The 13,386-nt window shown below is 39.6% G+C and carries 17 protein-coding genes and 1 tRNA gene; 16 read left to right on the top strand and 2 right to left on the bottom strand.

Annotation, left to right across the window (positions count from 1 at the left end; translation table 11 throughout):
• Nucleotides 1-71 precede the first annotated feature (71 nt).
• Genes HCCG_RS02445 through HCCG_RS02425 form a run of 5 tightly spaced genes read left to right on the top strand, consistent with a single transcriptional unit; the run spans nucleotide 72 to nucleotide 3,535 of the window.
• Nucleotides 72-1,097 carry a hypothetical protein gene (locus HCCG_RS02445; protein ID WP_002955818.1) on the top strand — a complete coding sequence of 342 codons (1,026 nt, stop codon included), beginning with the start codon at nucleotides 72-74 and terminating at the stop codon, nucleotides 1,095-1,097.
• 3 nt (nucleotides 1,098-1,100) lie between these two features.
• Nucleotides 1,101-1,649, top strand: coding sequence for a hypothetical protein (locus tag HCCG_RS02440; RefSeq protein ID WP_002955817.1), 549 nt, complete (start codon nucleotides 1,101-1,103; stop codon nucleotides 1,647-1,649).
• The gene (locus HCCG_RS02435) at nucleotides 1,642-2,223 is read left to right on the top strand and encodes a hypothetical protein (protein ID WP_002955816.1); all 582 of its coding nucleotides are present in this window, start codon (nucleotides 1,642-1,644) and stop codon (nucleotides 2,221-2,223) included. Before HCCG_RS02440 ends, HCCG_RS02435 begins: the two co-directional genes overlap by 8 nt.
• A gap of 14 nt (nucleotides 2,224-2,237) precedes the next feature.
• Complete coding sequence (rsmH, locus tag HCCG_RS02430) at nucleotides 2,238-3,173, top strand: 16S rRNA (cytosine(1402)-N(4))-methyltransferase RsmH (RefSeq protein ID WP_002955815.1); 936 nt, start codon at nucleotides 2,238-2,240, stop codon at nucleotides 3,171-3,173.
• A complete protein-coding gene (locus tag HCCG_RS02425; protein ID WP_002955814.1) occupies nucleotides 3,170-3,535 on the top strand; it encodes a hypothetical protein in 366 nt (121 codons plus the stop codon). The genes rsmH and HCCG_RS02425 overlap by 4 nt, the downstream gene beginning before the upstream one ends.
• Before the next feature lie 49 nt (nucleotides 3,536-3,584).
• Here the strand turns inward: HCCG_RS02425 and HCCG_RS02420 are convergent.
• A tRNA-Ser gene (locus HCCG_RS02420) sits at nucleotides 3,585-3,675 on the bottom strand.
• Nucleotides 3,676-3,868: 193 nt separating this feature from the next.
• Here HCCG_RS02420 and fabD point away from each other — a divergent pair.
• From fabD to HCCG_RS02395, 5 genes are read left to right on the top strand one after another with little or no spacing between them, the layout of a single operon-like run.
• Complete coding sequence (fabD, locus tag HCCG_RS02415; protein WP_002955813.1) at nucleotides 3,869-4,798, top strand: ACP S-malonyltransferase; 930 nt, start codon at nucleotides 3,869-3,871, stop codon at nucleotides 4,796-4,798.
• 12 nt (nucleotides 4,799-4,810) lie between these two features.
• On the top strand, nucleotides 4,811-5,506 hold the full coding sequence (locus HCCG_RS02410; RefSeq protein WP_002955812.1) for a 5'-methylthioadenosine/adenosylhomocysteine nucleosidase: 696 nt from the start codon (nucleotides 4,811-4,813) through the stop codon (nucleotides 5,504-5,506).
• Nucleotides 5,507-6,040 carry a SixA phosphatase family protein gene (locus HCCG_RS02405; RefSeq protein ID WP_002955810.1) on the top strand — a complete coding sequence of 178 codons (534 nt, stop codon included), beginning with the start codon at nucleotides 5,507-5,509 and terminating at the stop codon, nucleotides 6,038-6,040.
• Nucleotides 6,037-6,522, top strand: a complete 486-nt coding sequence (locus HCCG_RS02400) for a prepilin-type N-terminal cleavage/methylation domain-containing protein (RefSeq protein WP_002955809.1) — start codon at nucleotides 6,037-6,039, stop codon at nucleotides 6,520-6,522. Before HCCG_RS02405 ends, HCCG_RS02400 begins: the two co-directional genes overlap by 4 nt.
• Nucleotides 6,509-6,934 (top strand): type II secretion system protein, encoded by a 426-nt coding sequence (locus HCCG_RS02395; RefSeq protein WP_002955808.1) that lies wholly within the window; start codon nucleotides 6,509-6,511, stop codon nucleotides 6,932-6,934. Before HCCG_RS02400 ends, HCCG_RS02395 begins: the two co-directional genes overlap by 14 nt.
• Nucleotide 6,935: 1 nt before the next feature.
• Here the strand turns inward: HCCG_RS02395 and HCCG_RS02390 are convergent, their stop codons facing one another.
• Nucleotides 6,936-7,796 (bottom strand): TIGR02757 family protein, encoded by an 861-nt coding sequence (locus HCCG_RS02390; RefSeq protein WP_002955806.1) that lies wholly within the window; start codon nucleotides 7,794-7,796, stop codon nucleotides 6,936-6,938.
• Nucleotides 7,797-7,906: 110 nt separating this feature from the next.
• On the opposite strand from HCCG_RS02390, the gene HCCG_RS02385 reads away from it, so the two are divergent.
• The 6 genes from HCCG_RS02385 to HCCG_RS02360 all read left to right on the top strand — a co-directional run bounded on the left by HCCG_RS02385 (nucleotide 7,907) and on the right by HCCG_RS02360 (nucleotide 13,216).
• Nucleotides 7,907-9,283, top strand: coding sequence for a TolC family protein (locus tag HCCG_RS02385; protein WP_002955805.1), 1,377 nt, complete (start codon nucleotides 7,907-7,909; stop codon nucleotides 9,281-9,283).
• 9 nt (nucleotides 9,284-9,292) lie between these two features.
• Nucleotides 9,293-10,276, top strand: coding sequence for an HlyD family secretion protein (locus HCCG_RS02380; RefSeq protein WP_002955804.1), 984 nt, complete (start codon nucleotides 9,293-9,295; stop codon nucleotides 10,274-10,276).
• A 65-nt stretch (nucleotides 10,277-10,341) separates the two neighbouring features.
• Nucleotides 10,342-10,530 (top strand): 50S ribosomal protein L28, encoded by a 189-nt coding sequence (rpmB, locus tag HCCG_RS02375; protein WP_002955803.1) that lies wholly within the window; start codon nucleotides 10,342-10,344, stop codon nucleotides 10,528-10,530.
• 20 nt (nucleotides 10,531-10,550) lie between these two features.
• Nucleotides 10,551-11,678: a potassium channel family protein gene (locus HCCG_RS02370; protein ID WP_002955802.1), complete on the top strand. Its 1,128-nt coding sequence runs from the start codon at nucleotides 10,551-10,553 to the stop codon at nucleotides 11,676-11,678.
• Entirely contained in the window at nucleotides 11,671-12,882 is a 1,212-nt protein-coding gene (gene argJ / locus HCCG_RS02365) for a bifunctional glutamate N-acetyltransferase/amino-acid acetyltransferase ArgJ (protein ID WP_002955801.1), read from the top strand. The genes HCCG_RS02370 and argJ overlap by 8 nt, the downstream gene beginning before the upstream one ends.
• 112 nt (nucleotides 12,883-12,994) lie before the next feature.
• The gene (locus tag HCCG_RS02360) at nucleotides 12,995-13,216 is read left to right on the top strand and encodes a YdcH family protein (protein WP_002955800.1); all 222 of its coding nucleotides are present in this window, start codon (nucleotides 12,995-12,997) and stop codon (nucleotides 13,214-13,216) included.
• Nucleotides 13,217-13,386: the final 170 nt, after the last annotated feature.

Genomic DNA, 13,386 nt, shown 5'->3' with positions numbered 1-13,386 from the left:
AAGTTTTGCTACAATAACTCAAAATGTGAGCCTGAAAATGTGGAGTTTAAAATGTTGCGGAGATTGCTAAGTTGTTAAATTTTCTACTGAAACCATTCTTTTCTACCGTGCTTATTGGCGTGAATCTAGACGCAAAAGTCTGCTCACTCAAGATTGTTGTGATGAAAAATAAACGCATAAAAAGCACCATAAGCAAGGATTATAAAATCGTAGATAAAGAGCTACCTATGGAGGTGGCAAAGCTGATTAAAAGCTATAAGCGTAGGTATCCTTTTACCTATCTTAGTGCGATGAGTAAGACTTACAATCAAGGCTTGGCAAATTGTGCAAAAAAGGGTGATTTAATCAAATTTGGCGTAAATGCAAAAACTTCACGGATTGTTGAAATGCCAAATCAATGGCTTTTTTATATCCAACAGCTTGCGGTTGATGAAAATCGCGTGAAGTATATCCGTGCGTTAGGGCTAGATTATCTTTTTTCTCCTTTTGTGCTTGTGTATGAGCATATTAAGACAAGGCTAAGTTCAAAACTCAAACTTTATGTCTTACAAGAGAGAGCGAGTATTACACTTTTTGTTGCGGATAAAAAGGGTGTATATTTTGGTGGCTTTTTTATGATGGGTGGGGAGCTAGAACAAAGCGAAGATGAAAGTCTCTCTGCGGTTGAGGTGCATTCTTTACAGGAAATAAGCAGTCTAGATTCTATCCTTGGCTCTCTTGATGAGCTGAATGAAATTGGTGAGCTAGAGGACTTGGACGCGGAGCTTATTAGAAAAGAGTTTGCTCCACAAGAAGTGGATACGCAAGAGCAACAAGAGATGGAAATCTCTCGCTTAGAGGGCTTAAGAGACTTGGCTCGTGCTTCAAATGCGGCTGAGATTCTAAAAAACTCCATTAATGAGTTTTATAGCAATCCCATTTATGCAAGCACACAATTTATAGAATCTATTGTGATTTTAGATACCTATGGCATTACAGAACAAGCTGTTGAGCATTTGCGTAATGCGTTGATGCTTGATATTGAGGTTAGGGCGTTAAATATCCCAGAAGCCTTAATCGCCCTAGCACAAGCCGAGCTTAGCGGCACTCAAGGGTAGAAAATGGCATATAGTTTTATCCAGCCAAAACCAAAGAGCATTCTTAAACGCTATACGAAAATTTGGATTTTTTATAGTGTATTGGCATTTATATGTATTTTGGCTTTTGCAAAAGTGCTTGAAAAGCAGAGTGTCGCCAAAATCAATGAGCAAGCAAGTATTAAGCAAGATATTCAAAGTGTAAAGTTAAAGGCAATTGTTGTAAAGGATTATATAGAGCGATTAGACTATGAGATTAAGCTTGGGGCGGAGATTCAAGCACAGAATCAGGCGTTAAAAGATGGTGTGTCAAACCTTTTAAAGCTTATCCCTGATCAAATCACAATAAGAAGCCTTGAGCTAAATTACAATACCCTAACAATGCGTGGTTTAACACCATCAAAAGAAGTGTATAAATTCCTGCTTGAAGCCCCATTAAGAGCTGTTTTCACACAAACAAGGGTAGAGTTTTATCCTCTTACAAGCGGGTGGTTTAACTTTGTATCAGTGAGCAAAACTCACCCTGCCCTAAAACCACTCAATGTGGAAGATAAGGATATGAGTAATGAATAATGACTTTAACACAGATTATGCAATAAAAAACTTTGTGTGGTTTTTGATTTTTGTGTCTGTGTGCGTGTTTGGTATTGCTAAGTTTCTTTTGCCACAAATTGAAGAATATAAAAAACAAGCCCTTGAGGCCAAAAAATCAAAAATTGCTTTTAATCAAATTAACAAAGACTATCAAGCTATAGAATCCCAGCTCAAAACCCTTGTGGTGCAAAATTACAATATCCTATCAGCCATTCATAATAAGGGTGATGAGCTTAAGCTCCAAGAGCTTTTGCAAGGACATTTTAATGCCCTTGAAGTTAAGGCTATCAGCAATACAAAAGAGCTTGATATTTTTGATACACGCTATCAGGTTAAGGGTTATGCGTATTCTGTTCAAAGTATTGAAGAGTTTATTGTTTGGACAAATACGATACCTTATTTTGCAAAAGTTGAGTTGCCATTAAAAATGGAATTTGATGAAAAAAGCAAACAAATCTATTTTGTGATGATGATAAGCCTTAAAAACTCCGCTTACAAAGAACATCAAATCATTCTTGATAATAATCTCCGCTTTGATTCCTTTAAGCCTTAGAATCTAGAATCTATATGAAGCATTTTTCTGTTTTAAAAAATGAAGTGCTAGAAGCACTGAATCTAGAGAGTGGGGCGGTTATTGACTGCACTTTGGGTTATGGGGGACATACACTTAGTTTATTAGAGCAAAACCCAAACATACATATCTATGCTTTTGATAGAGATGAAAGTGCTCTGTCTTTAGCAAAGCAGCGTCTAGCCCCTTATGCTTCACGCTTGCATATTCAGCATTGTGCCTTTGCTAACGCTCTAGATTCACTTGGCAATGAGCAATTAGCACGGGTGAGAGGGATTTTGGCTGATATTGGGGTAAGCTCTATGCAACTTGATGATAAGCACAGGGGCTTTAGCTTTACTTCAAATAACCTTGATATGCGTATGGATTCTACGCAGAATCTTAATGCTGCTAAGGTTATAAACACCTATTCCGCAATGCGTTTGGAAGAGATTTTTAGAATCTATGGCGAGATACGGCAAAGCAAGAAACTCACAGAGCTTATTGTTTCTACCCGTGAGAAAAAGCCATTTGAGAGTGCTTTGGAGTTAAGTGAGTTGATTGAAAGGCATTTTCCACGCATTGGTGGGATTCACCCTGCGACTTTGGCATTTCAAGCATTGCGCATTGAGGTTAATGGTGAGCTAGAACAGCTACAAACTTTACTTCAAAGTATAGAATCTGCCTTTATAAATGGTGTGTTGTATGATTGCAAAGTGGCTATTATCTCTTTTCACTCACTTGAAGATAGAATCATCAAACAAACTTTTAAGCAATGGGCAAAAAGCTGTAAATGCGGAGAAAATGCCTTAAAATGTGAGTGTGGGAATAATAATGCTTTAGGGAGCATTCTCACTAAAAAGCCCATTTTGCCAAGTGAAACTGAAATTATTCAAAATAAACGCTCCCGCAGTGCGAAACTAAGAATTTTTCAACTAGGAGCAAAGATATGAATGACTATAATAGAGACAAGCCCATAAATCTTAATGATATTATCCTGCCAGATTCTGTAAAAATGCGTGTGAGCGAGGAAGAAAAGGATATGCTATTTGAATCTTTTGAATCCACAGATTCTGCGGATTTGACGCGGGGCAGTGGGCTAGGTAAAAGGGAGCTAAAAATAGCAGGGCTTATTTTGTGTGCGGTGCTTGTAGTATGTGTGCCAAAGATTTACCTTTCTAATAGCATTTATTATTTGAGTAAGGACATTGCCCTTTTACAAACCCAGCACGATATGTTGCTTGATGAAAATAAGCGATTAAAGCACGATTTAGAGAGCTTGAGATATAAATTTATCATTTTAGAAGAGTTTTAAAGCTGTAAGAAAATCTAGGCTAAAAAGAGATAATGCAGATTCTGCCAAGTGGCGGACAGGGAGGGATTCGAACCCTCGATAACCTTGCGGCTATGCATCCTTAGCAGGGATGTGGTTTCAGCCAACTCACCCACCTATCCTTGTCAAAAAAGAACGACATTCTAAGAAAAATTTCATAAAACTACCCTTAACACAGCCTAACTTCATTGCAGATTCTAGAATCCTTATAAAAAATGTAAAATTTTTGATATTTTCATCTCCTTTTTGAGCCACAAAAGACAAATAAAGCAAAGTAATGCTACAATCAGCCCTCAATTTACACAAAGGATTTTGATGAATTATGCTTTTATTTTTCCCGGTCAAGGCTCACAAAGTGTGGGTATGGGTAAGGAACTCTATGATAATTTTGCTATCGCAAAAGAGCTTTTTGAGCAAGCTTCCGATGCGTTAAGCTTAGATATGAAATCGCTTTTATTTGAAGAAAATGATAAGCTTAATCTCACGCAATACACGCAACCTGCCATTTTTCTTGTGAGTGCAGTGGCACATAATATTTTACAAAGTGAATATCCCATTATGCCAAGCGTGGCGTTGGGACATTCTTTGGGCGAAGTGAGTGCAGTGGTGCTAAGTGAGGGTATGAGTTTCACGCAAGGTATTAAGCTCACACAAAAAAGAGGTGAGCTTATGGCAAGGGCGTGTGAGGGTAAAAATGTCGGTATGATGGTCGTTGTGGGCGTGGAAGATTCTAAATTAGAATCTTTTTGTGCTGAAGCGCGAAATAAGGGTAAAAGCATTTGGTGTGCGAACTATAATGGCGAAGGGCAGATTGTCCTAGCGGGAAGTAAAGATGACTTAGCTGCAAGTGAAGCGGACATCAAAGCTCTTGGGGCAAAAAGAGCTTTGCTTTTGCCGATGTCTGTGGCAAGTCATTGTCCTTTATTAGAATCTGCGGTTGTGCCATTTATGGAGATTTTGGATAAGAGCTTGAAAGAAAATTTAAGCACACCTATCCTTTCAAATGCCACACTCGAAACATATAACACAAAAGCCCAAGCAAAAGAGCTTTTAGGGAAGCAACTTACACAGCCTGTGTATTATAAGCAAAGTATTGCAAAGCTAAATGATCACATTGATGTGTTTATTGAGTTTGGTAATGGCAATGTGTTGCGTGGGCTAAATAAGCGTCTAAGTTCCCGCCCAACTTGGAATATAAGCAATCTTGCGACATTAAAAGAATGTCTAGATTCAATTAAAGCATAAGGAGATTGGCAAATGAGACTTGGAATCATAGGAGCAATGGTGGAAGAAATCACGCCTTTACTTGAAAAATTTGGAGAGCATAAGAAAATACAGGTGGGCGGCAATACTTATTATGAAATCACAAAAGGGGTGCATAAAATTTTTATCGCGTATAGCAAAATAGGCAAGGTGCATGCCGCCCTTACCGTTAGCACAATGATTTTGCATTTTCAATGTGAGAAAATTATCTTTAGCGGTGTTGCTGGAGGGCTAAATGCGGATTTGAAAGTGGGCGATTTGCTCCTTGCAGAGAAGTTATGTCAGCACGATGTGGATATTACCGCCTTTGGACATCCGCTAGGCTTTATACCCGAAAGTAAAGTCTATATAGAGGCAGATAAGAATCTTAATGCCCTAGCCAAGCAAGTAGCCAAAGCACAAGGCATTGACTTACAGCAGGGCATTATCGCATCAGGCGATGCGTTTATTGCCGATAGTGAGAAAAAGCAGTGGATTATTTCAAATTTTAAGGCTGACGCAGTGGAAATGGAGGGGGCTTCTGTGGCGGTGGTGTGTGATTTATTACAAGTGCCATTTTGTGTCTTACGCTCCATTAGCGATAGTGCCGATGGCAGTGCCGATGTGAGTTTTGATGAGTTTTTAGAGAGTTCGGCTAAACGAAGTGCGGAGTTTGTGCTAAAAATGTGCGAGAGTTTATTGGAGGCATAGATGAAAACTATCACGCTTTTACGACACGCAGATACGATAAGCAGGGAAGAATATCGCCTAACAAACAAAAAAGATAAAAGCGATTTGTTTCGCCCACTTAGCAAACTTGGCAAGATTCAAAGTAAGCATATCGCAAAGTTTGCCCTAGAGCATTTAAGCTTTGATCTTGTTGTTTGCTCCCCTGCTATGCGGACATTGCAGACTTTAAAGCCTTTGAAAAAGTTTCTGCCTAAAAATTGCATTATGATAAGTGAATATATTGCACCTGATTGTGGGCTTGAAGGCTATATGAAGCTCACACAAAACAAAACTTTTATGGAGGCTCAAAATGTGCTTATCATCGGGCATCAACCGGATTTAAAGAGTTTTGCTACTTATATCGCCCCACCTTTTAATGCCTTTGTGCCAAAGGGTGTGCTTATCCGTCTTGTTTTAGAGCAGAGTGCAAAAAGTCTTGCAAAAGATTTTGAAGGAAGTGGGGTGATTGATTTTGTTATCCCACCTTTTGTGCTTGAAAATTTTAAGACAAAATGAAAACGCCGCAAACTCGCCATTCACATAGAATCTTTGCAATGCGAAAAGCCTTTAGTATGATGGAGCTTGTCTTTGTTATCATCATTCTTGGAATCTTAGCCGCCATTGCCCTGCCTCGCTTATCTCTTACAAGATCGGACGCCCAGCTTATTGCTGTTGAAAATGACATCATCAGCACACTTAATGCCCTGCAAAGAGAGGTTTTTAGCCAAAATATTACCCCAAATAGCATTGATGGAGCTAAGATTCTAGAATTAGCCGGGCTTAGCACATCGCGTTGGGTAGCCCAAGGCAATAGCATAAAACTTGCCAAAAATGGCAGTGTTGATATGGAAAATGACTGCGTAAGCATTATGCAGGAAAATGGCAAACTTATTCTCTCTATCCAGCCAAAGCTAGATTCTCCACTTTGTGAAAAACTCCTAAAACGCCACCCCACACGCAAAGAAATCCCCCTTAGCACATCAAATGCGATATTCTAAGCGGAGTGCTTTTAGTGCCTTTGAAGTGCTTTGCGTGATTGTTATTGTAGGCATACTCGCAGGTGTGGGTATAAAATATATGGGGCATTTACACCATAAGCAATGTGTGCTAAGGCTTAAAGCTAAACTTGCTTTTACGCAAAATGCTTTGAGTAAATATTACACTCAAGCCTTTATACAATCAGATTCCTTTCAGCCTGAGATTGCAAGGCAGATTTTACAAACAGCTACATTAGATTCTACGCCAACCTGCCGCTTTAGCTTAGAATCTAACGCATTAAAAGCCACCATAGATTCACAAATTCTCTACTTTTCCATTCAGCCAAGTGATTTAAGCCTTAATCCCATTATTTCGTGCAATCTCTCCCAACCACTTTGCAAGGAGTTTAGCGATAGAATTTTAGATAAATAGCCTATAAGATTCCATTCTGCCCCAAGCGATAGAGTGCAAAATCGTAAGCTATGGGATCTTTAGGATTAAAAAGTGCCAAAGTATCAGTCGCTTCAAGTGCGGCGGATAAATCATAGCTTTTGCGTTGCAAGATGCTTAACTTCCCACAGATTCTAAAAGTATGCGTATCAAGGGGTAAAATGAGATTTGAAGACTGCAGATGTGAAGCCCAAGTGCCGACATCTAGCCTGTCTTTGCGTATAAGCCAACGCAAGAGCATATTCCACCGCTTGAGACATGAGGCATTATGCGGAATGGTGTGATGTTGTGCTAAATAGGTACTATGGGAACTGCCAAGCAAGAATCTTAGCCCTTGAGTGATGGGGATTTTATGCGTTTTGGCTAAAAGATAAAGTGTGTCTATGCAGTGATAGATTCCGCTTAGAATCTTAGCGTGATTGGGATTATTGCTTTTGCTCCATTGACTTTCACTCTTTGTGTGTGGGTAGGATTCATAGCCTTGCATAAAGCATTGCAGTAATCCGCTAGATTCAAGTAAAATCTTAACGAGCATAAAAAGCCCCTGTATGTCCTTGCTTGTTTGGAATCTATAATGCGGAAAGTTAGCCTTTTGTATTCTATCAATTCCACGCGTTAAAAGCCCAAAATCAAGGCTTTGGAGTAATTTTACAATCATCTTTGCGTTACCATAAGATAATAACGCACATATCAAGGCTATTTCGGCAAAATGGGAATCTTCTTTGTAGATTCTAGCTATAAGGAGTGGATCGGGGCTAGTTTGGTTTAACTCATCATCTGTGTTTCTTAAGCTGTATTGTGTATCAAGGAGCTTTTGAATCTTTTGTCTTTGCTTGTTTGTCATCGTGTCTGCTTTATATTTAGAATCTCGTGGTTATTTAATTTTCGTTAGAATACTCGCCTGATTCTAGCACAAACAAGTTTGTGTTAAAGGCTTATAAAAAGGGTTTATAAATGAAACAATGGATATTCTTGCTTGTTTGTATCGTAGCGAGTAGTGGAAAAGCGGAATATTTGGAATTGCAATCAGCTTACAAGCAGGTTTTAGAAAGCAATGATGGGTTAAAATCCACGCAACACGCCGTGCAGAAGCAAGAAAAACTCAACCTCGCAAGTAAAATGCTCTATCTCCCACAAGTCTCGCTTGGGGCTTATTATGTGCGTTTGCAAGATCCGATGAATATGCACCTAGTCAATCAATCCCAGCTTGGCAATCTTAGTGGGAATATCGGTGGGAATTCTGCTCTAGCTCCGCTATTACAGCATTTAGGACAGCCTGTAACCTTGCAAGATCAAAATGTCATCTTTGGGACTGTTAATATCATATATCCCATTTTTACGGGCGGTAAGCGGTATTTTGCTAATAAACTCTCTCAAATCGCCCTTGAAGATTCCTATCTTGCCCTTAAACTCAAAGAGCTAAGTTTGTTTGAAGATTGCGTGAAATTGTATTATGGTGTGGTGTTAAACAATCAGATTCTAAACACTCTAGAATCTGCTAATAGTGGGCATTTGACACATTATCAAAACGCACAAAAGCTACAAAGTAAAGGGCAAGTCGCACGACTAGAAACACTCCAAGCTCAAGTGAATTATGATAAATCAAGCATTGATGTCAAAAAAGCAAGTGATAATCTCATTATCGCAAATATGGCACTCAATGCTATGCTTAATCGTGAATCTAAAGAGAGATTGGAGCTTGTAAAACAGATTGATATTAAGCAAGATACGAGGCTGGAGAGTGTTGAGTATTTTATTAACAAAACGCTTGAAGTTTATCCTGCCCTAAGCCTTATGGATAATAAGATTAAATCCGCCAAAGAGCTCTCTCACATTGAGTTTTCTACATTTTTGCCTGAAGTTGGGCTATTTGGTAGCTATATGATGAATGATAATAGTTCGGTGCTTGATAAGGCTATGCCAAATTGGTTTGCAGGGGTTGGCGCAAAGTGGTCGCTTATCACGCCCGGAGGGAGAATCCAAAAGTATCAAGCAAGTAAGATCGCTTCCATTGAGGCTGAACTTGCTAAATCTCAAGCCACAAAAGATTTAAAAACTTTATGTGAGAAAACCTATAATGAAGTGCTGTCTTTCAAATCGCAATATTTCAGTTTGCAGTCATCTATTGAACTTGCAAATGAGAATCTAAAATTGCGTCAAAAGGCGTTTTTGCAAGGAATGAGTACAAGTGCTGATGTGAGCGATGCTCAAAATGCTTTAGCTCTAGCTATTATTGAGCGTCAAAGTGTGGCGTATAACTATGCTATCGCCCTTGCTAGACTCTTAAGTCTAAGTGATGAGGTGGATAGATTCTATGGATTTTTTAACTAAGGGGGTGCTATGAGATTTATCAAAATGAATGCAAAGCTTATCGTGCTTGGTGTCATTGTGGCAGGATTCTTGCTATGGTTGATTGTGAGTTTTGTGCGTGCCTATCAGCCAAAGGAAAATAAGATTTACGCACAAGTCCAAGCGCGAGAATATGCCATAAGCTCAAAAGTGGCAGGGCGAGTTGAAAATATCTTTGTCAAAAAAGGCGATATGTTAAAAAAGGGTGATTTGGTATATGGGATCAACTCTCCAGAGCTTGAAGCCAAGCTTGAACAAGCAAAAGCTGGTTACCAAGCTGCCAAAGCCCTAAGCACAGAAACAAAGCAGGGTGCGAGAGTGGAGACGATTCAATCAGCTAAAGATGTGTGGCAAGGGGCAAAAACGATGGCAAATCTTGCCAAAAGCACCTATGATCGTTTAGAATCTTTGTATAAAGATGGCGTTGTCAGTGAGCAAAGACGCGATGAAGCCTATGCAAACTACACAACTGCTAAGCATAATGAGAATGTAGCCTATCAGCAATATAAAATCGCCCTTGATGGCACAACGCACGAGACAAAAATCGCTGCCCAAGCCAAGGAAGATGCTGCAGCAGGGCAAGTAAGCGAGGTGGAGAGCTATGCTAAGGACACTCAAGCCATTGCTCCAGCTGATGGCGAGGTAAGCAATGTTTTGCTTCATCAGGGGGAGCTAGCACCGAGCGGATTTCCCGTTGTGCTTATGATTGATATGAATGATGCGTGGATTGTTTTTCATCTGCCGGAGTATCGGCTCAAAGACTTTCCAAAAGGCACAGCTTTTAAGGCTTATATTCCTGCCCTTGAAAAAGAGGCAGAGTTTAAGGTGGAGTTTGTCTCTGTGATGGGCGATTTTGCGACTTGGAGGGCGACAAGTGCAACTAAGGGCTATGATGTCCGTACCTTTGAAGTTGAAGCCTATCCTGTTAGCCCTATTGAAGGCTTACGCGTGGGTATGAGTGTGCTTATTGAATAATTTAAGGTAGTTTTGGGGTAATTTTGACTACAATCCCAAGCTTATTTCATCAAAAAGGTTTTATTATGGCAAGAAAATGTTTCTTCACAGGCAAAGGTCCAATGGTTGGCAACAATGTAAGCCACGCAAATAACAAAACAAAAAAACGCTCCCTTCCTAATCTTCGTAGCATTCGCTTGAAGCTTGAAGATGGCAGCAGCATTAGAGTTAAGGTTGCCGCTTCTACTTTGCGGACACTCAAAAAACACTCTTAAGATTCTAAGCTTTAATTATCTTGTTTGCAAAGCTTAAAAAATTTCTTCATTGGGGCAACAACCCAAAACCAGACATTTCTTTAGCAGGTGAGCTGTATGAGCAGCTCAAACCTTTTAGACTTCCGCTTATTCTCGTTCAGTTTTTTCTCCTTTTTGGCACTTTAGGGTATTTGATTTTAGAAGATTATGATTTAATGCAGGCATTTTTTCAAACTTCTTATACTTTTACAAATACCGGCTTTGGCTCACTTGGGGAAAAAGATTTTGGCACGATTACTATTCTTTTTACCGCTATTTTAATGGTGTGTGGAGCGGGAGTAGTAACCTTTAGCGTGGCATTTATTATGAGTGTTGTGAATAATGGCACACTTATCCGCTTAATCAAGGAGCAAAAAATGGTGTATAAAATCGCTCGTTTGCAAAATCACTATGTGATTTGCTATCACAATGAATTTACCATAGAACTCGCACAGCAATTTTTGGAAGCCCATATTCCATTTGTTGTGGTGGATAATTCTAAAGATTTTGAAGCTCAAGCACAGAAGCATAAATACCCTTACTACATCATTGATGACCCACATACACATATTGCTATGCTTAAATCCCACCTTTCAAGTGCCAAGGGGATAGTGAGCTTTTCTAAGAATGCTGCGGACAATATCACAATGGTGGTGAGTGCGAGACTTTTTGAAGAGGAGCTAGGCAGAAAGCCCTATTATATTATCGCGAGTGCTAATTCTCAAGAAGAGAGCAAGAAGCTTAAGAAACTAGGCTGTGATTCTGTGATTTCAGCTTCTAAACTTATGGCACAGAGAATCTCGGCTATGGCAGTGCGACCGGATATGGAGAATCTTTTAGAGCAGTTTTTATATCGCCGTGATACGCCCCTTGATTTAGAAGAGATTATTGTGCCGCGTTATTCTTGGCTTGTGCTAAAAAAGCTTAAGGAAGCACATTTTAGAGATGTTACAAATGTATCAGTTGTAGGGCTAACGCAAAAAGATGGCACATATATCAGTATGCCAAATGGCAATACGATTGTCTCAAGCGAGTGCAAACTGCTTGTGATTGGCTCAAGTGAAAATATCCGTGCCACAAAGCGACTTATTATGAGAAAGCAAAAGCCAAGGGAGGTGGATTATGTTTGAGATTTTTCCTATTGATGGTGGTGTGAATGCACCACAAGGATTCTATGCTGATGGCGTGAGTGCAGGACTAAAGGGCAAGGATAAGAATGGAAAGGATTTATTAGATATTGCTTTTTTATATAGCAAAGAGCCACTGCAACCCATTGTGAGCTTTACTAATAATCGCTTTCCTGCTGCGCCCATTACGCATTTTAAGCAATATGTGCAGGGCAAAAAGAGCAATTTTGTGTTAATTAATACCAAAAATGCCAATGCGATGACGGGGCAAAGGGGGGTGCAAGATGTGGTTGAGATTCTAGAAACTTTAAAGCAGGAATTTCCTTTTATTGAAAATCCCATTATGTCAAGCACAGGAGTGATAGGACAGTATCTGCCAAAGGAGAAAATTAAGGCAAGTTTTAAGCTTTTTAAGCCTTTTGAAAATGACAAGGACGCCCACACAAGAGCGGCTAATGCCATACGCACAACTGATGCTTTTAGTAAAGAAATAGCCTTAAAAGTTAAACTAGATTCAGGGGAGTTTCACATCGGGGCTATGGCAAAGGGGGCGGGTATGATACAGCCCTCCCTTGCGACAATGCTCTGCTTTATCACAACTGATGCTAAGATTGTAGAATCTCACGCCAAAGAAGCATTGCGGGAATGTCTTAAGACAAGTTTTAATGCCATTAGCGTAGATGGCGATACAAGCACAAATGATTCTGTATTTTTGTTTGCAAATGGATATAGTGGCGTGTATGACAAAGATGCGTTTAAGGAAGCGTTGCAAATAGTAATGCATAAACTTGCCCTTGATATTGTCCGTGATGGCGAGGGAGCGACACATGTAGTGGCGTTTGAAGTGTGTAATGCGATGAATGAAGCTCAAGCGATGAAAGCTGCAAAGGCGTTATCAAACTCACTTTTAGTCAAAACCGCTATTTTTGGGGGCGATCCAAATTGGGGCAGGATAGCCTCTACGATTGGGGCTAGTGGGGTAGATTCAGCACAGGAGCGATTGAAAATTGCTTTTGATGATGTTGTTGTTTTTGATAGGGGTGAGATTTGTTTTGATGAAGCAATGGAAGCAAAAGCGGCGGAAGTGATGAAACAAGAAAGTTTTAAAATCACTTGTGATTTAGGTATGGGGGAAGGGAGCTTTGTAGCGTATGGTTGCGACTTGGGACATAGATATGTGGAGATTAATGCTGATTATAGAAGCTAGTGATTTATTGAGATTTGGGGTTACAAAAGTCGCCTAAAATTTCTTGTAAAAGCGTGGTGTTATTACCGAAAATATCTTACAATAAGGTTTTATTTCATACAAGGAGTTAAGTATGTTTCACGAATATAGAGATGAGGTAACTGCACTTAAGACCAACAACGCACATTTTGCTAAGATTTTTGATGAGCATAATGAGCTTGATGATAGGATTCAAAAGATTGAAAATGGCGAGGAGCTTATGAGTGATATGGAGCTTGAGGTACTAAAAAAGCAAAAATTGCGTCTTAAAGATGAGGCGTATGCGATGATTTTGGAATATCGCAAATCTCACTAAAGCCCCTTTAGATTCTATGTTTAATAGAATCTACCCTTACAGCAGTCTAGTCGGTAGAAATCTATCTATAGAGTTGCTTTCGGTGTTAAGGCTTAAGAAGGCACAGGGAGTGAGAAATAAGCCCTGCCCAATGTAAAAGTGGGCAAGAATCTGTAAAAAAGGGTTTAGTT

The sequence above is a fragment of the Helicobacter cinaedi CCUG 18818 = ATCC BAA-847 genome (assembly GCF_000155475.1).
In the GTDB taxonomy this organism is placed as follows: domain Bacteria; phylum Campylobacterota; class Campylobacteria; order Campylobacterales; family Helicobacteraceae; genus Helicobacter_C; species Helicobacter_C cinaedi.
Note: the sequence above shows the minus strand (reverse complement) of the source record. Positions and strands in the feature narration are given on the sequence as shown.

Coding starts and splice junctions, on each gene's coding strand:
- HCCG_RS02380 (WP_002955804.1), top strand. CDS start 9,293: ATGAGATTTATCAAAATGAATGCAAAGCTTATCGTGCTTGGTGTCATT.
- HCCG_RS02410 (WP_002955812.1), top strand. CDS start 4,811: ATGAGACTTGGAATCATAGGAGCAATGGTGGAAGAAATCACGCCTTTA.
- rsmH (WP_002955815.1), top strand. CDS start 2,238: ATGAAGCATTTTTCTGTTTTAAAAAATGAAGTGCTAGAAGCACTGAAT.
- argJ (WP_002955801.1), top strand. CDS start 11,671: ATGTTTGAGATTTTTCCTATTGATGGTGGTGTGAATGCACCACAAGGA.
- rpmB (WP_002955803.1), top strand. CDS start 10,342: ATGGCAAGAAAATGTTTCTTCACAGGCAAAGGTCCAATGGTTGGCAAC.
- HCCG_RS02440 (WP_002955817.1), top strand. CDS start 1,101: ATGGCATATAGTTTTATCCAGCCAAAACCAAAGAGCATTCTTAAACGC.
- fabD (WP_002955813.1), top strand. CDS start 3,869: ATGAATTATGCTTTTATTTTTCCCGGTCAAGGCTCACAAAGTGTGGGT.
- HCCG_RS02405 (WP_002955810.1), top strand. CDS start 5,507: ATGAAAACTATCACGCTTTTACGACACGCAGATACGATAAGCAGGGAA.
- HCCG_RS02435 (WP_002955816.1), top strand. CDS start 1,642: ATGAATAATGACTTTAACACAGATTATGCAATAAAAAACTTTGTGTGG.
- HCCG_RS02360 (WP_002955800.1), top strand. CDS start 12,995: ATGTTTCACGAATATAGAGATGAGGTAACTGCACTTAAGACCAACAAC.
- HCCG_RS02395 (WP_002955808.1), top strand. CDS start 6,509: ATGCGATATTCTAAGCGGAGTGCTTTTAGTGCCTTTGAAGTGCTTTGC.
- HCCG_RS02390 (WP_002955806.1), bottom strand. CDS start 7,796: ATGACAAACAAGCAAAGACAAAAGATTCAAAAGCTCCTTGATACACAA.
- HCCG_RS02425 (WP_002955814.1), top strand. CDS start 3,170: ATGAATGACTATAATAGAGACAAGCCCATAAATCTTAATGATATTATC.
- HCCG_RS02385 (WP_002955805.1), top strand. CDS start 7,907: ATGAAACAATGGATATTCTTGCTTGTTTGTATCGTAGCGAGTAGTGGA.
- HCCG_RS02400 (WP_002955809.1), top strand. CDS start 6,037: ATGAAAACGCCGCAAACTCGCCATTCACATAGAATCTTTGCAATGCGA.